This window comes from Streptacidiphilus jiangxiensis (assembly GCF_900109465.1).
Classification (GTDB): domain Bacteria; phylum Actinomycetota; class Actinomycetes; order Streptomycetales; family Streptomycetaceae; genus Streptacidiphilus; species Streptacidiphilus jiangxiensis.
The window spans coordinates 107,735-124,615 of sequence record NZ_FOAZ01000011.1 but is presented as its reverse complement, the minus strand read 5'-3'; the positions used below and the strand labels follow the sequence as shown (position 1 = coordinate 124,615).

Annotated in this window: 14 protein-coding genes; 10 read left to right on the top strand and 4 right to left on the bottom strand. The window is 72.7% G+C overall.

The annotated features are described in order from the left end of the window. The first annotated feature begins 31 nt into the window (after positions 1 to 31). Genes BMY61_RS21690 through BMY61_RS21680 form a run of 3 tightly spaced genes read left to right on the top strand, consistent with a single transcriptional unit; the run spans position 32 to position 2,450 of the window. On the top strand, positions 32 to 958 hold the full coding sequence (locus tag BMY61_RS21690; RefSeq protein ID WP_042449110.1) for an ABC transporter ATP-binding protein: 927 nt from the start codon (positions 32 to 34) through the stop codon (positions 956 to 958). Then, positions 955 to 2,022 (top strand): ABC transporter permease, encoded by a 1,068-nt coding sequence (locus tag BMY61_RS21685; protein ID WP_042449106.1) that lies wholly within the window; start codon positions 955 to 957, stop codon positions 2,020 to 2,022. The genes BMY61_RS21690 and BMY61_RS21685 overlap by 4 nt, the downstream gene beginning before the upstream one ends. A 26-nt stretch (positions 2,023 to 2,048) precedes the next feature. Then, positions 2,049 to 2,450, top strand: a complete 402-nt coding sequence (locus tag BMY61_RS21680; protein ID WP_042449102.1) for a globin — start codon at positions 2,049 to 2,051, stop codon at positions 2,448 to 2,450. On the opposite strand, the gene BMY61_RS21675 is transcribed toward BMY61_RS21680, so the two are convergent. After that, positions 2,437 to 3,606 carry a dihydrofolate reductase family protein gene (locus tag BMY61_RS21675; RefSeq protein WP_042449099.1) on the bottom strand — a complete coding sequence of 390 codons (1,170 nt, stop codon included), beginning with the start codon at positions 3,604 to 3,606 and terminating at the stop codon, positions 2,437 to 2,439. The genes BMY61_RS21680 and BMY61_RS21675 overlap by 14 nt on opposite strands. A gap of 267 nt (positions 3,607 to 3,873) precedes the next feature. Here BMY61_RS21675 and BMY61_RS21670 point away from each other — a divergent pair, with 267 nt between their 5' ends. From BMY61_RS21670 to BMY61_RS21660, 3 genes are read left to right on the top strand one after another with little or no spacing between them, the layout of a single operon-like run. Further along, positions 3,874 to 7,233 carry an efflux RND transporter permease subunit gene (locus BMY61_RS21670; RefSeq protein WP_052438776.1) on the top strand — a complete coding sequence of 1,120 codons (3,360 nt, stop codon included), beginning with the start codon at positions 3,874 to 3,876 and terminating at the stop codon, positions 7,231 to 7,233. Beyond that, complete coding sequence (locus tag BMY61_RS21665; protein WP_042449096.1) at positions 7,233 to 7,697, top strand: hypothetical protein; 465 nt, start codon at positions 7,233 to 7,235, stop codon at positions 7,695 to 7,697. The genes BMY61_RS21670 and BMY61_RS21665 overlap by 1 nt, the downstream gene beginning before the upstream one ends. Beyond that, a complete protein-coding gene (locus tag BMY61_RS21660) occupies positions 7,697 to 10,930 on the top strand; it encodes an efflux RND transporter permease subunit (RefSeq protein ID WP_201777576.1) in 3,234 nt (1,077 codons plus the stop codon). Before BMY61_RS21665 ends, BMY61_RS21660 begins: the two co-directional genes overlap by 1 nt. Before the next feature lie 22 nt (positions 10,931 to 10,952). On the opposite strand, the gene BMY61_RS21655 is transcribed toward BMY61_RS21660, so the two are convergent. Next, positions 10,953 to 11,564, bottom strand: a complete 612-nt coding sequence (locus tag BMY61_RS21655; RefSeq protein WP_042449091.1) for a TetR/AcrR family transcriptional regulator — start codon at positions 11,562 to 11,564, stop codon at positions 10,953 to 10,955. Positions 11,565 to 11,651: 87 nt separating this feature from the next. Here BMY61_RS21655 and BMY61_RS21650 point away from each other — a divergent pair, with 87 nt between their 5' ends. The 4 genes from BMY61_RS21650 to BMY61_RS21640 all read left to right on the top strand — a co-directional run bounded on the left by BMY61_RS21650 (position 11,652) and on the right by BMY61_RS21640 (position 15,034). Then, positions 11,652 to 13,613 (top strand): tetratricopeptide repeat protein, encoded by a 1,962-nt coding sequence (locus tag BMY61_RS21650; RefSeq protein ID WP_052438775.1) that lies wholly within the window; start codon positions 11,652 to 11,654, stop codon positions 13,611 to 13,613. A gap of 44 nt (positions 13,614 to 13,657) precedes the next feature. After that, positions 13,658 to 13,804 carry a hypothetical protein gene (locus BMY61_RS46360; RefSeq protein WP_161791268.1) on the top strand — a complete coding sequence of 49 codons (147 nt, stop codon included), beginning with the start codon at positions 13,658 to 13,660 and terminating at the stop codon, positions 13,802 to 13,804. Further along, entirely contained in the window at positions 13,801 to 14,514 is a 714-nt protein-coding gene (locus BMY61_RS21645) for a hypothetical protein (protein ID WP_042449087.1), read from the top strand. Before BMY61_RS46360 ends, BMY61_RS21645 begins: the two co-directional genes overlap by 4 nt. A 139-nt stretch (positions 14,515 to 14,653) precedes the next feature. Then, positions 14,654 to 15,034 carry an RNA-binding S4 domain-containing protein gene (locus BMY61_RS21640; RefSeq protein ID WP_042449085.1) on the top strand — a complete coding sequence of 127 codons (381 nt, stop codon included), beginning with the start codon at positions 14,654 to 14,656 and terminating at the stop codon, positions 15,032 to 15,034. Positions 15,035 to 15,076: 42 nt separating this feature from the next. On the opposite strand, the gene BMY61_RS21635 is transcribed toward BMY61_RS21640, so the two are convergent. Continuing rightward, positions 15,077 to 15,940: an aminoglycoside phosphotransferase family protein gene (locus BMY61_RS21635; protein WP_042449082.1), complete on the bottom strand. Its 864-nt coding sequence runs from the start codon at positions 15,938 to 15,940 to the stop codon at positions 15,077 to 15,079. An 11-nt stretch (positions 15,941 to 15,951) separates the two neighbouring features. Next, positions 15,952 to 16,866 (bottom strand): SAM-dependent methyltransferase, encoded by a 915-nt coding sequence (locus BMY61_RS21630; protein WP_042449079.1) that lies wholly within the window; start codon positions 16,864 to 16,866, stop codon positions 15,952 to 15,954. Positions 16,867 to 16,881 lie beyond the last annotated feature (15 nt).

Sequence of the window (16,881 nt, the reverse complement as noted above, 5' to 3'; positions counted from 1 at the left end):
CCTGAGGGCCCGACCACCGAACGGGGGGAACGTGACGGTGACGACAGGGGACGAGGACGCGGCGATCACCGCCGACGGCCTGCGCAAGCGCTACGGCGCGGTGCAGGCCGTCGACGGGGTCTCGCTCACCGTCCGGCGCGGCGAGTTCTTCGGTCTGCTCGGCCCGAACGGAGCCGGCAAGACCACCACCCTGGAGATCCTGGAGGGCCTGCGCGAGCCCGACGAGGGTGCCGCCACGCTGTTCGGCGAGCGCCCCTGGCCGCGCAACCCGCGGCTGCTGCCGCGGATCGGCGTGCAGCTCCAGGCCTCCGCCTTCTTCGAGCGGCTGACGGCCCATGAACAACTGGCCGCCTTCGCCTCCCTCTACGGCGTCGGCGCGCGGCGGGCCGAGGAGATGCTGGCCCGCGTGGGCCTCACCGAGTTCGCCGGCACCCAGGCCGAGAAGCTCTCCGGCGGCCAGGCCCAGCGGCTGTCCATCGCCTGCGCACTGGTCCACGAGCCGGAACTGGTCTTCCTCGACGAGCCGACGACGGGCCTGGACCCGCAGGCCCGGCGCAATCTGTGGGACCTGCTGCGCGAGATCAACGCCGACGGCCGGACGGTCGTCCTCACCACCCACTACCTCGACGAGGCCGAGATCCTCTGCGACCGCGTCGCGGTGATGGACCACGGGAAGGTGCTGCGCACCGGCCCGCCCGCTGCGCTGATCCGCGAGCTGGACGCGCCCACCCGGATCAGCGTCCCCTCCGGCGCGCTCAGCGCGGCGGAGGCCCGCGCCGCCCTCGGCGACGACGTGGAGGTCGTCGACGACGGCGTCTCCCTGGTGCTCGCCACCCGCGAGCCCGCGCCCGTCCTGGCCCTGCTCGGCGCGCGCGGCGAGCTGCACGGGCTCCAGGTGCGCGGCGGCACCCTGGAGGACGTCTTCCTGCACCTGACCGGACGGGAGTTCAGAGAATGAAGGCCTTCCTCTCGCTCTCCCGTTCGCTGCTGGTCAGCAACGCGCGCGATCGCACCTGGCTCTTCTTCACCGTGCTGTTCCCGCTGATGTTCCTGCTGCTCTTCGGCGTCCTGTTCAAGGGCGGCTCGGCCGCCCACTCGACGGTGCTGCAGGTGGGCCCGGTGAGCGTGCTGGACCGGATGACGCCGGCCCAGCGGGCGGAGCTCGGCAGGAGCCTGACGATCAAGCGCGACGACAACCTCTCCGACGCGCTGAAGCAGGTCCGCGACGGCACGGACGACGGCGCGCTGCAGCAGACCGCCTCCGGGCAGCTGTTGCTGCACTTCTCCGCCGGCGACGCCACCCGCGCGGCGACCGTCCAGGGTCTGGTCGACGCCGTCGTCCAGCAGGCCAACCAGGACGCCACCGGCCGCCCACCCGCCTGGACGCTGACCACGGCTCAGGTCGAGGACCAGTCCACCAAGCCGATCCAGTACCTCACCCCGGGCCTGCTGGGCTGGGCGATCGCCACCTCCGGCACCTTCTCGGCCGCGCTGACCCTGGTGGCCTGGCGCCGCAAGCGCATCCTGCGGCGGCTGCGGCTGGCCCCCGTCAGCCTGACCGCGGTCGTCGCGGCTCCGACGGCGGTGACGTTGGTGGTGGCACTGGTGCAGACCGCGGTCTTCCTCGGCGTCGCGACGCTGCCCTACTACGGTCTGCGGCTGACCGGCGACTGGTGGCTGGCGGTGCCGCTGGTGCTCAGCGGTTCGGTCTGCTTCATGTCCATCGGCCTGCTCGCGGGTTCCTTCGCGAAGACCGAGAACGCGGCGCAGAGCGTGGCGCAGCTGATCGTGCTGCCGATGGCGTTCCTCTCCGGCTCCTTCTTCCCGCTCGACTTCGCCCCCGGCTGGGTGCAGTCGGTCGCCCAGGTGATGCCGCTGCACCACCTCTCGGCGGCGATGCAGGACGTGCTGAGCCGGGGCAAGGGGGTGGACGCGGCGCTGCCGACCATCGGCGGGCTGTTGGCGCTGGCGGTGGTGCTGTGCGCGGTCTCGCTCCGGCTTTTCCGGTGGGACGACGCGTGACTTCCGCGGTCTGAGAGGATGGACGCGTGGACCAGATCAAGCGAGGAACCCTGCAGACCGAGACCTTCTACGACCGGGTCGGCGGCGAGCCGACCTTCCGTCGCCTGGTTCACCGCTTCTACGAAGGCGTGGCCGCGGACCCGCTGCTGCGCCCGATGTACCCCGAGGAGGACCTCGGCCCGGCGGAGGAGCGTCTGACGCTCTTCCTGATGCAGTACTGGGGTGGCCCGCGCACCTACAGCGACGAGCGCGGCCACCCGCGGCTGCGGATGCGCCACGCGCCGTTCAAGGTGGACCGCGCCGCGCACGACGCCTGGCTCACGCACATGCGGGACGCGGTGGCCTCGCTGGAGCTGGACCCGGAGCACGAGGAAGAGCTGTGGAACTACCTCGTGTACGCGGCCCAGAGCATGATCAACTCCGACTGACCAGGTGCGCGTTGACGGCCCGCGCCTCCTCGGCGAGGGCCGGGATCTCCACGACCGTCGCGCCCGCCTGCTCCAGCAGCTCGACGCCCTGGCAGTCCGCCACGAACAGCGCCGGCTCCCGCCAGGCCAGGACGACGCGGCCGATGCCCGCGGCGCGGATCAGCTCCGCGCACGGGTGCGGCCGTGAGGCGCGGACCGAGCAGGGCTCCAGCGTCGAGTAGATCGTCGCCGTCCGCAGCCGCGGGTCGGTGAGGTCGATCTTCCCGAGCGCGGACTCCTCCGCGTGCACCTTGTCGTCGCCGCCCTCGCGGCTGAAGCCGCAGGCGATCTCCGTGCCGTCCGCGGCGACGATCACCGCGCCGACCGAGTACGCCGTCTCCGACGCCGGGCACTCGCGCGAGAGTTCGATCGCCAGACGCATGCGGTCGACGTCGGCCGTCGTCACCCGGGAGGCGTCCGCGCGGCGCGCGGCGTAGCGCAGGACCACGAGGTCGCCCAGGGACTGGGCGCCCAGCAGCGTCATCCGGTGCGCCGCGTCCTGCGGGAAGACCGCGCCCGCCACCGGCGGGGCGAAGCGGGGCGCGGCGGCGTCGCCGACGAAGAACGGGGCCAGGGCGAGCTGGATCTCGTCGACCAGACCCGCCGTCAGGAAGAGCGACTGGATCGCGCCACCGCCCTCCACCATGAGCCGGCGCACGCCCCGTGCGGCCAGCGCATCCAGGACGCGCGCGGGATCCAGCCCCGCGCCGGTGCCCACGACCTCCGCGCGCTCACCCAGTTCAGCCCGCAACCCCGCCACCGCCGCGTCCGGCGCCAGGACCAGCTTCGCGCCGCCGCTCTGCCACAGGCGCAGGTCGGCGGCGAGGCCGCCGTGGCCGACCAGGGCCACCTTGAGCGGGTGCTCCGGGAGGCCGCGGGCCACCCGCGCGGCGCGGCGGGCCTCGTCACGCACCTCGAGCCGGGGGTCGTCGGCGCGCAGCGTGCCCGCGCCGACCAGGATCGCGTCGTACGCGGCCCGCAACGCGTCGACCCGGTCGAAGTCCTCCGGGGAGGAGAGCAGCAGCCGCTCAGGAGCGGCGTCGTCGATGTGCCCGTCGACGGACATCGCCGCGCTGATCAGCACAGACGGGCGGGCGGGGTGCGGTTCGAGGCTCATGAACTGGTCCAACCATTGTTGCCGTCCCGATATGCCCTGTGCCTTGGCAGCCCACTCAACGTAGTGACACACTTACTTCACGTCATCTTCACGCACTCAGGGGACCACGCTCCGCTTACAAGCGGGCACCGCTTGCATTCGACCGAACGTGGGTAGTTGCGTTAGACGACTTTCGTACCGGGGGAGAGAACACGGCATCCACCCAACTTTCTGACGTTCCGTCAGTGGTTGCTGCCGTGGGGGGACCGAAGAACGGGGGAACGTCTCGTGCGTTGGCTCATTGCGTCATGCCTGCGACTCGCCGCCGTCGTCGTCGTGGCGGCACTGGTGGTCGCAGGGCTCGGCATCTGGTCGCTGCGCAACGCGGCCGTGGACACACTGCCCGAGTTCCTGCCACCGCAGGTGCAGGTACAGACCGAGGCCCTGGGGCTCTCCGCCAACGAAGTGGAGCAGCTGATCACCGTCCCGATGGAGGACGAGCTCAACGGCGTCGCCTACCTCGACCATCTGCGCTCGCGCTCGCTGCCGGGCCTGTCGGACATCGAGCTGACCTTCAAGCCGGGCACGGACATCTACCACGCCCGCCAGCTGGTGCAGGAACGCGTCAACCAGGGCCCGGCCGTGGTCAACGTCGGCACCCCGCCGGTCATGGTCCAGCCGCTCTCCGCCGAGACGCGCGGGCTGATGGTCGGCATCTCCTCCTCGACGGTCAGCCCGATCGACCTGTCCACGCTGGCCCGCTGGCGGATCCGCCCACGGCTGCTGGCCGTGCCCGGCGTCGCCAACGTCACCATCTGGGGCCAGCGCGACCAGCAGTTGCAGGTCCTGATCGACCCGGCCAAGCTGCGCGCCAAGGGCGTGACGCTCTCCCAGGTGATCAACACCACCGGTGACGCCATGTGGACCTCGCCGCTCACCTTCGTCGAGGCCTCCACCCCCGGCGCGGACGGGTTCATCGACACACCCAACCAGCGCCTCTCCGTCCAGCACCTGCTGCCCATCTCCACCCCGCAGGACCTGGCCAAGGTCCCCGTCGAGGTCGACACCGGCGTCAGCAAGCTGAAGCTCGGCGACGTCGCCACCGTCGTCGAGGACCACCCGGCGCTGCGCGGCGACGCGGTGCTGACCTCGCAGTCCGCCGACGGCACCGGCTTCCTGCTGGTCGTCGAGAAGTTCCCCGGCGCCGACGCACTCGCCGTGGACCGGGGCGTGCGGCAGGCCATGGCCGAGCTCGCCCCCGGCCTGCAGGGCGTCAAGGTCGACACCGACGTCTACCGGCCCGCCACCTATCTCGACTCCGCGCTCGCCAACCTCGGCTGGGCGGCCCTCGCCGGGCTGGTGCTGCTGGTCGCCTGGTTCGGCCTGGCCTGGCGCTCCTGGCGGGTCGCCCTGATCGGCCTCGTCGCGACAGCACTGCCGCTGATCACCGCCGCCTGGGTGCTGGACCTGCGCGACGCCACCTTCAGCTGGTTCACCCTGGCCGGCCTCGCCGTCGCCCTGGCCGTCGTCGTCGACGACGCGGTCTCGGCGGTCGCCGCCGTGCAACGGGGGCTCGACCAGGCGCCCCCGGGCTCCCCGGACTCGCCGGACCGCGGTCGGGAGGGCCGCGCCGCCGCGATCACCGAGGCGCTGCTCGGCGTGCGCCGCCCGCTCGGCTGGGCGCTGGCCGTGCTGCTGCTCGCCGCGGTGCCACTGCTGATGGTCCCGGGCAGCAACGGCGAGCTGACCAGACCGATGCTCTTCACCTACGTGCTCACCATGGTCGCCGCGGCCGCCGTCGCCCTGACCGTCACCCCGGCCCTCTCGCTCCTGCTGCTGCGCCGCGCCCCCGAGGGACGCGCCGTGCCGCCGGTCGCCCGCTGGATCGAGTCCGTCCACGACCGCGCCGCCCGCGTCTTCGCCCGGCGCCGGGTCGCGGCGGTCACCCTCGCGGGCGTGCTGGGCGTGGCCGCGCTCGCGATCATCCCGCAGTTCGGCGGCGGCGGACTGGTCCCCGCTCCGCAGGACCGCAACCTCGTCGTCCAGTGGAGCGCCGCACCCGGCACCTCGCTGCCGGCCATGCGGCAGACCACCGAGGCCGCCGGCGCGGAGCTGCGCGGCGTCCCCGGTGTGACGGGCGTGGCCAGCGACATCGGTCAGGCCCTGCTGGGCGACCAGATCGTCAACGTCGACTCCGCGCAGACCTGGCTCACCGTCGCAGGCAACGCGGACCTCGGCCGGACCAAGGCCAGGATCACCGAGGTGCTCAGCCACTATCCGGCCCTCTCCCACCAGCTCCTGACCTACGCGCAGACCGCCCTCGCAGGCGCGCCCACCAACAGCATCGGCCCCGACGGCAACGCCCCCCTGACGGTCCGTCTCTACGGCACCAACTGGGCGGCGCTGACGACGGAGGCGAACCAGCTGGCCTCCGTGGTCGACGGCATCCACGGCGTCAGCGGCGCCACCGTCCACGAGCCGACGCAGGAACCCTCCATCCTCATCGACACCGATGTCGCGAAGGCCGCGAACTACGGCCTGAAGCCCGGTGACGTGCGACGCGACACCGCCGTGCTCATCTCGGGCATCCCCGTCGGCAGCTACTACCAGCAGCAGCAGATCTTCGACGTCGCGGTCTGGAGCGTGCCCACGGTCCGCGCGAACCTCGGCGACATCCAGAACCTCCTGCTGGACACCCCGAGCGGCGGCCAGGTCCCGCTGAAGGACGTCGCCACCGTCGCCATCGCGCCCGCGCCGACGGAGATCGACCACGACCAGGCCTCCCGCTACCTCGACATCACCGCCACGCTGCACGGCGTGGACGCCGACACGGCGGTCTCGCAGGTCCAGACGGCCGTCCGGAAGGTCACCCTCCCGGAGGGCTACCACGCGGAGGTCTCCAGCGGCATCGCCGAGCAGCAGGGCGCGGCCCTCCAGATCATCCTGGTCGCGATCGGCTGCGCGCTCGGCACGCTGCTGCTGTTCCAGGCGGCACTGCGCAGCTGGCCGCGGGCCGGCCTGCTGCTGGCCTCCCTTCCGCTCTCGCTCGCCGGCGGCGCGCTCACCGCGTACGCGGCGGGCAGCGCGATCAGCGCCGGGGAGCTGATCGGCTTCCTCGGTGTCCTCGCCCTCGCGGTCCGCGGCGGCCTCCGGGTGCTGCGGCGCACGCGCGAACTGGAGCTCGCGGGCCACGGCGGCGCGTCCGCGGTGGCCGCGCGGGAGGCGTCCTTCCCGGTCGTCGCCTCGGCGATCGGACTGATCCTGCTGGTGGCACCGTTCACCCTGCGCGGCGACATCGCGGGCCTGGAACTGGTCCGCCCGCTGTCCTTCGTCCTGATGGGCGGCGCGGTGACGGCCACGGTGGTCACCCTGCTCCTCCTCCCGGCGTTCGCGGGCCGGGCTCCCTCGGACGAGGACGAGGCCGTGCCGTTCCCGACGGGCGGCGGGGAGGGCGGCGAGCAGGTCGCACAGCCGGGGGCGCGCGGCTCCGTGGACGAGGGGCTCCGCCCCGGGGCGCGACCAGCCACCCAGCCGGGTGGCGCGCCGAACGAGCGGGGCCGTCCCGACGCGGGTGGTTCTCGCGCCCCTGAGGAGCTGCATGGTTCCTCGCCTGCGTCGGCGTCCGACCCCGCAGAGGGCGCGGCCTGATGACCGGCGCGCCGCGCGCCCTTGCCGTACTGGTCGCTGCCCTCGTGGCCACCGCCGCCCTCTCCGCCTGCGGGCCGAAGAACGACACCCCCGCCGCCTACACGCCCGCGACGCTGGAGCCGCTGCCCAGCGCCACGGCGACCCTCCCGGGGTACGCGCACGTCCGCAAGGTCGTGCTCACTCCCCTCGCCGAACGGCGCGTGCGCCTGCAGACGGTGACGTCCGTGCCGGGCGGCCGCGGGGAGACGGACGTGCCGATCACCGCGATCATCTACGACCCGGACGGAGTGCCCTGGGTGTACGTCCCGGACGGTGGGCACGCCTACACCCGGCATGCGATCACCATCGCGCGGTACGACGGCGACACCGTCGCCCTCGGCGCGGGGCCGACCGCGGGCACGCCCGTGGTCGTGGTCGGCGCGGCCGAGCTCCTCGGCGTCGAGTACGGAGTGGGGGAAGAGTGATGCGGGCTCAAGGACACCCGCGCGGCGGGGTGATGCGGGCGATCGTCTCCTGGAGCCTCAACTTCAGGTTCCTCGTGGTGGCCGCGGCCGTCGCGATGATGACGATCGGCATCTCGACCGTCCGCAGTACGCCGGTGGACGTCTTCCCGGAGTTCGCTCCCCCGCAGGTGGAGATCCAGACCGAGAGCCTGGGGCTGTCCACCTCGGACGTGGAGCAGCTCGTCACCGTGCCGCTCGAGCTGGCGATGAACGGCATGCCGGGGCTGACGCAGATGCGGTCGACCTCCGTGCCACAGCTCTCCTCGATCGTCATGGTGTTCTCGCCCAGCACGGACCTGCTCCACGCCCGCCAGCTGGTGCAGGAGCGGCTGGCCACCGTCCGGCCCACGCTGCCGCGCTGGGCGAGCCCGCCGGTCATGCTGGCGCCGGTCTCCGCAACGGCGCGCGTGCTGCAGATCGGCATGACCGCCAGCGGCAACGGCCCGAACGGCAAGCCGCTGACGCCGATGGAGCTGTCGCAGCTGGCCTACTGGACCATCAAGCCGCGGCTGCTGCACGTCGACGGCGTCGCGGACGTGTCGATCTGGGACCAGCGGCCCGAGGCCTTCCAGGTCCAGGTGGACCCGAAGAAGATGGCCACCCAGCAGGTGACCCTCGACAACGTGGAGCGGACCACCGCCGACGCGCTGGACTCGGGCGCGCTGCAGTTCTCCACGGGCGCGGTCGTCGGCGCGGGCGGCTTCCTGGACGGCAACGGCGGCGTGCCGGGGCTGGACAACCAGCGCCTGTCCGTCGCCCACCAACTGTCGGTGCAGACACCCGCCGACCTGGCGAAGATCCCGCTGGAGGACCAGGCCGCGCAGGGCAAGAAGGTGACGCTCGGCCAGATCGGCGAGGTGACCCAGGGTTACCAGCCGCTCATCGGCGACGCGATCATCAACGGCAAGCCGGGCATCCTGCTGGTCGTCGAGAAGCTGCCCTGGGGCAACACGCTCAAGATCACCTCTCAGGTCGACGACGCGCTCAAGGCGATGCAGCCGGGCCTGACGGGCGTCGCCTTCGACAGCCACATCTTCCGACCCGCCGACTTCATCGACGACTCCATCCACAACCTGCTGGACTCGCTGCTGCTCGGCTTCCTGCTGGTCGTGGTGATCCTGGTGCTGTTCCTCTTCGAGTGGCGGGTGGCGCTGATCAGCCTGGTCAGCATCCCGCTCTCGCTGACGGCGGCGGTCCTCGTCCTGCGCACGGTCGGCGCGACGGTCAACACCATGGTGCTGGCCGGCCTGATCATCGCACTGGGCGCGGTCGTCGACGACGCGATCATCGACGTGGAGAACATCCTGCGGCGTCTGAGAATCGCCCGCCGCACCGGCAAGGACGGCGGTAAGTCGACGCAGTCCACGGCCAGGATCATCCTCGGCGCCTCGCTGGAGGTCCGCAGCCCGATCGTCTACGCGACGCTGATCATCGTCGCGGCGGCCGTGCCGGTCTTCATGCTGCACGGCCTGACGGCGGCCTTCTTCCGGCCGCTGGCCTTCGCCTACACGCTGGCGATCATCGCCTCGATGGCGGTGGCGCTCACGGTCACCCCGGCGCTGACCCTGATCCTGCTGCGCCGGGCACCGCTCAAGCGCTTCCAGTCGCCCCTGGTGCGGGTGCTGCGCCGCTGGTACGACCGGTTCCTGAACCGGATCGTGGCCCGGCCGACGGCCGCCTACTCCGTCTTCGCCGCCGTCGTGCTGTGCGGGGCACTGATCGCGCCTCAGCTGGGGCAGTCGCTGTTCCCGACGTTCCAGCAGCGCGACCTGCTGATCCACTGGGACGCCATCCCGGGGACCTCCGACCAGGAGGTGCTGCGCACCACCACCCAGCTCGACGCCGAACTGCGGGCGATCCCGGGCGTCGAGGACTTCGGCGCGCACATCGGGCGCGCCCCGCAGGGCGAGGAGATCGTCGGCATCAACGCGGCGGAGGTGTGGATCCACATCGCCGCCAACGTCGACTACGACAAGACCGTCGCCAAGGTCCGCGCGGTCGTCGACAGCCACCCCGGCCTGTACCGGGACGTGGAGACCTACCTCAACGAACGCATCGAGGAGGTGCTCAGCGGCTCCAAGGAGGCGGTCACCGTCCGCGTCTACGGCCAGGACCTGGCGCAGATGCGCTCCACCGCCCAGTCGGTGCTCGGGCAGGTCGCGAGCGTCAAGGGCGTGGTCGACCCGCACATGGACCTCTCCGTCGACACCCCGCAGATCAACGTCGAGGTGAACCTCGCCGAGGCCGCCAAGTACGGGCTGAAGCCCGGCGACGTGCGGCGGCAGGCGGCGACGCTGGTGGCCGGCCAGGAGATGGGCAACGTCTTCGAGAACAACCAGGTCTACGGCGTCTACGTGTGGAGCATCCCGGCCGTGCGGGCCAACGCCGGCGCGATCGCCTCGCTGCCGCTGGACACCCCGACCGGCGGCCACATCAAGCTGAGCGACGTGGCGAGCGTGACGCTCGGCCCCGACCCGTACCTGATCACCCGTGAGGACAACTCCCGCTACATCGACGTCGGCGCGAACGTCGCGGGCGACGCCGACCTGTCGGGCGTGGTCTCCCAGATCCAGGCCAGGCTGGCCGCCAACGTCCACGTCCCGCAGGGCTCGCACTACGCGCTGCTCGGCGAGTACGAGGAGCGCCAGCAGGCCCAGCAGAGCCTGCTCACCACCGCGGCGCTGGCGGGGGTGGCGATCTTCCTGCTGCTCCAGCTGGCCTTCGGCTCCTGGCGCCTGGCGACGCTGCTCTTCGTCACCCTGCCGATGGCGCTGGTCGGCGGCCTGATCGCGGTCTGGTTCGGCGGGGCGGAGGTCACCATCGGAGCGCTGGTGGGCTTCTTCACGGTCTTCGGGATCGCCGCGAGAAACGGCATCCTGATGATCAATCACTGCCAGCATCTGGAGAACGAGGAGGACATGGAGTTCGGCCCGGACCTGGTCGTCCGCGGTGCGAGCGAACGTCTCGCCCCGATCCTGATGACCTCGCTCGCGACCGGCCTCGCCCTGGTGCCGCTGGTCATCGCCGGCAACCAGCCCGGCCGGGAGATCGAGTACCCGCTCGCCGTGGTGATCCTCGGCGGCCTGGTCAGCTCGACGCTGCTCACGCTGTTCGTGGTGCCGTCGCTGTACCTGCGGTTCAGCCGCCCCAAGCGGCGGGGCTCCGACGACGGCGCGGTGACAGTGGCTGAATGACGCTCAGCCCGGCACGCGGCGCTCAGCCCGGAACGGCGATGCCCTCCAGGACCATCGACAGGTACTGGCGGGCGATCTGCTCCGGGCTGTGTCCGCCTCCCGGCCGGTACCACGACGCGGCCACCCACACGGTGTCACGCAGGAACCGGTAGGCCAGGCGCAGATCCAGATCCGCACGGAAGTCCTGCGCGGAGACCCCGCGCTCCAGGGTCTCCAACCACACCTGCTCGAAGCGCCGCTGCGACTCCGCCAGGAACTCGAACCGCGGCTGCGCGGCGAGCTGGCGGGCCTCCTTCTGGTAGATCGCCACGGCGTCCCGGTGCCGGTCGATCTCCCGGAACGACTCCGTGACGAGTGCCTCCAGCGTCTCCTTGGGGCTCAGACCCGCGGCGACGACCTCGTCGTAGCCCTCCCACAGCTCGTCCAGGAAACCGGAGAGGATCTCCTCGAGCATCGACTCCTTGGAGTCGAAGTGGTAGTAGAGGCTCCCGGCCAGCAGCCCGGCCTCGTCCGCGATCTTCCGCACGGTCGTGGCGTTGTACCCCTGCTCGGCGAAGACCCGCGCGGCGGTCTGCAGGATCTCCTGGCGCCGGGCGGGCGAGGCGTTCGGGCTGCTCTTCTGCGGAGTGGACACGCGAGCAAGCATGCCCTATCCAGCGACAACTTCCCCGTCACCGGAATGGGGCAGCCGACTGTCCGTACACGGGGCTAGGGTTCGGCCATGGCTGATTCCGGAGACATCGACGGGCTGCACTCGTGTTCCGTCGGCGGGGCGGACCGGCTCGACGCCGAGGGCGAGATCGCCGTGGCCCGCCTCGCCATGGACAGCGGGGAGCTGGCGCACGCCGCCGCCCACCTCGCCAACGCCATCGCCACCCTGCCCACCCTGCCCGAGGCGCACGAGGCCCTGGGCGAGCTCGCCGCCCGCGCCGGAGGCGCCGATGAGGCGCTGGCCCTTTTCCCGATGGAGCGCCCCTACATCGGCGCCGTCGCCGCACGGGCCAACCTGCTCGCCGCCTGCGGGCGGTGGGACCAGGCGGTGCGCCTGCTCGCCGAGGTCGTCGCGACCGAGCCCGGCCGGCCCTGGTCCGAGGTGGCCTGGCTGAGCCGGGCCGACCTGGCCGAGCTGGTCGACCCGAAGGTCCTCGCCCAGGCCGTCGGCCGGATCGTCGGCTCCGGACTGCCCGACCCGTTCCCGGAGGTGCTGTGCACCTCGCTGCGGCCGTTCTACGCGGCGGTCCGCTCCGTCACCGCGGCCCACCCGCGGCAGGCGATGCTGCTGTCGATGGCGTCCGGCCTGGCGCGCCGCTACGGCGACCACGAGGAGTCCATCGCCTGGGCCCGCGCCGCCGTCGCGGTCGAGCCCTCGCACATGGGCGCCGTCATGCTCGGCTACGCGCTGCGCGCGGCCGGACGCCCCGACGAGGCGATCGCCGTGTGGACGGACGAGCTGTCCCGCGACCCGGCCGACCTCAGCCTGCACGTGGACGTCGCCGAGCTGTACGCCGCCACCGGCCGGCCCGAGCTGGGGTTGCCCTGGGCGGAGAAGGCCGTCGCCGCGGACGCCTCGGACCCGCTGGTCGTCCCCGCCCTGTTCGGCATCCGCTTCTCCGTCGACCAGGACCCGGCCCACCTCCTCGCCCTCGCCGACCACCTGCGCGAGCACCCCGACCACGGCTACGCCTCGACGGTCCTGGCCCAGCACAGCAGCGGCCGCCCGTGGCTGGCCGGGGTCAGCCCCGCGCGTGAGGCCACGACCAACGCGCTGCGGCAGTTCCTGCGCAGCCCCGACATCGGGCCGGACCACCGGCTCTCCGTCGTCACCTCCGCCGTCGAGGCCCCCAGCTCGGCACTGACGCTGCTTCAGGCCTTTCCGAACGCCGAGCTCGAGTTCCGCTCCATACCCCGGCCCGATCCGAGACAGCCGCTCTCCCCCGTCACCACGCGGATCTGGCGGTACCGCGGCTCCGTCGCCGAGCCCGCGGTGCCCGCGCCTTCGGCGCAGGCACAGGAGGCGGTCCGGGCGGTGGCCGAGTACGCCTGGCCGTCGCTGCCCGCCGCCTACGACCACGCCGTCCGCCTGGCGACGGTCCCACCGGCCGACCTGCTCGGCGTGCTGGCGCACCCGCCGCTGCCGCGCGAGGACGACCAGGGGCGCGTTCTCGCCGCGAACGCGCCGGACCTGTGGGTGCGCGCGGTGCAGACCTTCGCCTGCCTGGGCATCGCCCACCACGGCACCGACGGTCCGTGGCCGGAGTCGGAACGCCGCCAGATCCTCACCGACCTGCTGATGGGCCCCGAGGACTGGGTCACCGAGGCGGCCGGTCTCGCGCTGGTGGCCGTCGCCTGGAGCGACCCCGCCACCCGCGAGGACGTCGGACACCTCCTGGTGGAACGCCTGCTCGGCGCGGCGAAGGCCTTCGAGACCCGCCCGGTGGAGGTCCTGCCGACCCTGTGCGCGCTGGTCGCCGCCTGCCCCTGGCTCGACACGACGTTCCTGGACCTCGCCGCCACGGTCGCTGACGCGGTCCGCCGCAGCGAGGAGCAGCCGGAGTCGTCGGCGAACCCGGCGAACCCGGAGGAGCCGGAGGAGCCGGAGGAGCCGGAGGCATCGGAGGCGCCTGTTCCGCGGGAGTCCGAGGTACCGAAGCGCTGGAGCCTCTTCCGCCGAAGCCGTCGCTGAGTCACCATGGAAACGCGAACCGTCACCGACAGGAGGGGGTCGTCATGAAGTTGGGCAAGCTCGTCGCCAAGGGCGTCGCGGAGGACGTGCTCGACGTCGCCGCGGAGGAGCAGGACACGACCACAGAGGCGGACACCGCACTGCCGACGACGGCACAGCCGGTGACCGCGGGGTCGAGCGCACAGCGGTGAGCGGCTTCCGGCGCGCTCCCAAGGAGCGTCCGGACCGTCCGCCGGTCGGGTACAAGATCGCCCGGCCGATGCTCTCCGCCGACGGCACCCGCCTCGGCTTCCGAGGCGTGTCCCTCGGCGGGGACATCGTCTACGGCCCGCTCGACGACGCCCGTTGCGGGTACGAGCGGCGCCACCGCCCGCCGTCGCGCTGGTGCGCGTGCGGTTTCTACTGCCTCCACGAGGCGGGCACGGCGATCGAGCTCGGCTGCGCGACGGAGTACCGGGACACCGTGCTGTTGGACGTCGCCGTCCTGGGCGTCTACCTCCGCCACGAACGCGGCATGCGGTTCGAACGCCAGCGGGTCCGGCGGATCGGCTTCCCGCGGTGCGCCTGCGGCCGCGCGTCCGAGGGAGTCCTCGACACCGGCGAGGGCGTGCTCGGCTGGCGTGCGATCACCGGATCGTGTGCGGTGTGCGCGGGCCACCGCGCGCTCCTGCGCTTTTCGGCCTACGCCGCACTCGCCGGCCCCGGCACCGTCGCCACCTGCGACGACCGCCTCGCTCCCCCGTCCCCCCGCACGCCGGCCCCTCCGGACCCCAACCCCCCGACGGGCGACCCGGACACCCTCGTGCCCCAACTCGCCGCGGAGGCCGCCCTGCTGCAGGCACGGCTGGACTGGTTCCAGCTCCAGCTGGGCCGACTGACGGGCCAGGGCGAGGCCCCGTAAGGGGCGCGAGGAACTGCGCGAGGAACTGCGCGAGGAACCACCCCGTGCGGATGGTCCTGCGCGTTGAGGACCATCTGCTCATCAGTGGCTTGTCGCGCAGTTCCTCGCGCCCCTGGGGGCGCAACGTAAGGTTGGCCGTATGGCTCAGGAACTGCCCACCGCGCCGGTGCGGGTCGATGCGTGGATCTGGTCCGTGCGGCTCGCGAAGACGCGGTCCGCTGCGGGCGCGGCCTGCCGGGCAGGCCATGTGCGGGTGAACGGCGAGCGTGCGAAGCCCGCGCAGCCCGTGCGGGTCGGAGACGAGGTGCGGCTACGCCAGGAGGGGCGCGAGCGCATCGTCATCGTCCAGCGCACCATCGCCAAGCGCGTCGGCGCGCCCGTCGCCGCGGAGTGCCTGATCGACAAGAGCCCCCCGCCGCCGCCCCGCGAGCTCGCTCCCGCCGTCCCGGTCCGCGACCGCGGCGCGGGGCGACCGACCAAGCGGGAGCGTCGCGACATCGACCGCCTCCGGGGGTTCTGACTGCCGCTCTCATTCTGACTGCTGCTCTCAGAAGGGACGTGGTCAGAACGGCCGGGGCCGCGCCGCGGAGCGTTCCAGCGCCGCCACAGTCGTCGCCGTCCGGCGGTCCAGGGCCTCGCCCGACTCACCGTTGACCAGCGCGTGGGCGAGGACCTCGAGGGCGAAGGTCCGGTACCAGGTCCAGGCGCGCCGCAGCGTCGCGCCGTCGACGGCCGCGCGGACCTTGTCCCAGCCGTGCCAGCTCAGGCAGGCTGCGTCGAGCGCGGGGTCGAACGGCTGGGCCAGGTCCCAGTCGAGGACGCCGAGCAGCCGGCCGTCGGGGCCCCAGTGGACGTTGGCCCCGGCCAGGTCGCCGTGGACCAGGGACGGATCGACCGGCTCCAGCTCCAGCGCCGCCACGACCCGGCGTCGCGCCTCGACCTGCCAGGCCTGGGGCAGGCGCGGCACGACCTCCTCCAGCAGCAGCTCGGACCAGCGCTCGCCGCCCGCGTACTGGTGCGGAGCACCCAGCAGGCCGTCGAGGTCGCGCAGGTCCACGCCGCGCAACGCGTCCAGCAGGGCCGCGAGCTGCGCCGGCTCGCCGCCCTCGCCGCGGGTGGTGGGCGCGCCGTCCAGCCAGGTGAGGGCCACGCCCGCCCGGCCCTCGGCCTCGACGAGCGCGGAGAGCGGGCGCGGCACGGCGAAGGGCAGGTCCAACGCCGCCAGGCGGCCGTGCAGTTCGACGGTGCGAGGGAGCTCGGCGCGCGCCGTCGCGGTCCTGGCCACGCGGACGGCGGCGACGCCGGGCAGCAGCACCACGTCGTGGGAGCCGCCGGAGCGCTCGACCCGCGCACCGTCGAGCCGCTCCCCGGGCAGCGCGGCCTCGACCACCGCGCGCAGCTCCTCCGACAGCCGATCCGTGGCCACCAACGCTCTGGTCAGCCCTTCTTGACGGCCATCAAGCCGTAACCGCCGACCTGTGCGGCGGTAAGGCGCCGGTCGTCGTCGGAAGCCGCCTCGTCCCCGGCCGCCCACTCGTGGACGGATGCGACGCCGGGCCCGAGCAGCTCCCAGCCGCCGCTGCCGAGGGCGAAGCGCTGGACCTCGTCGTGGCTGCGGGTGGCAACGGTGATGCCGGCCGCCTGGTAGATGCCCGTGACGGCGCTCTTGGTCTCCTCGTCGTCGGAGTGGTCGGCCGTGCCGTGGGAGAGGATCAGCACGCTGCCCGGCGCCAGCGCCTGCTTGTACCGGTCCAGCAAGGCGTAGGGCTGGTCGGCGTCCGACAGGAAGTGCAGCAGTGCGACGACCTGGAGGGCGACCGGCTTGCTGAAGTCGATCAGCTCCTTGACCACCGGGGCGTTCAGGATGGCGTCCGGGTCGTGGAAGTCCGCGTCGACGTACGCGGTGCGCCCCTCGGGAGTGCTGCTGAGCAGCGCCCGGGCGTGGGTGAGGACCATCGGGTCGTTGTCGACGTAGACGATCCGGGACTCCGGAGCCAGCCGCTGGGCCACCTCGTGGGTGTTCTCGGCGGTCGGGATGCCGGTACCGATGTCGAGGAACTGACGGATGCCCAGGCGGCCGGCGTGACGCACGGCACGGCCGAGGAAGCGGCGGTTGGCGCGGGCGGCGTCCGGGACGGTGGGGACGAGCTTGACCACCTGCTCGGCCGCGGCCCGGTCCGCCGGGAAGTTGTCCTTGCCGCCGAGGTAGTAGTCGTACATCCGGGCCGGGTGCGGGACGTCCGTGCGCAGTTCGGCGCGCGGCTCCGCGTCGGCCTCCTCCGCCTCGGCCCAGTCCCAACCCGGCTCCGCATTGACGTCGTTGACGTCGTTGACGTCCGCGTTCTCTGACACAGGCCCCTCCCCAGG

Coding starts and splice junctions, on each gene's coding strand:
- BMY61_RS21685 (WP_042449106.1), top strand. CDS start 955: ATGAAGGCCTTCCTCTCGCTCTCCCGTTCGCTGCTGGTCAGCAACGCG.
- BMY61_RS21675 (WP_042449099.1), bottom strand. CDS start 3,606: ATGAGCCTCGAACCGCACCCCGCCCGCCCGTCTGTGCTGATCAGCGCG.
- BMY61_RS21665 (WP_042449096.1), top strand. CDS start 7,233: ATGACCGGCGCGCCGCGCGCCCTTGCCGTACTGGTCGCTGCCCTCGTG.
- BMY61_RS21660 (WP_201777576.1), top strand. CDS start 7,697: ATGCGGGCTCAAGGACACCCGCGCGGCGGGGTGATGCGGGCGATCGTC.
- BMY61_RS21650 (WP_052438775.1), top strand. CDS start 11,652: ATGGCTGATTCCGGAGACATCGACGGGCTGCACTCGTGTTCCGTCGGC.
- BMY61_RS46360 (WP_161791268.1), top strand. CDS start 13,658: ATGAAGTTGGGCAAGCTCGTCGCCAAGGGCGTCGCGGAGGACGTGCTC.
- BMY61_RS21640 (WP_042449085.1), top strand. CDS start 14,654: ATGGCTCAGGAACTGCCCACCGCGCCGGTGCGGGTCGATGCGTGGATC.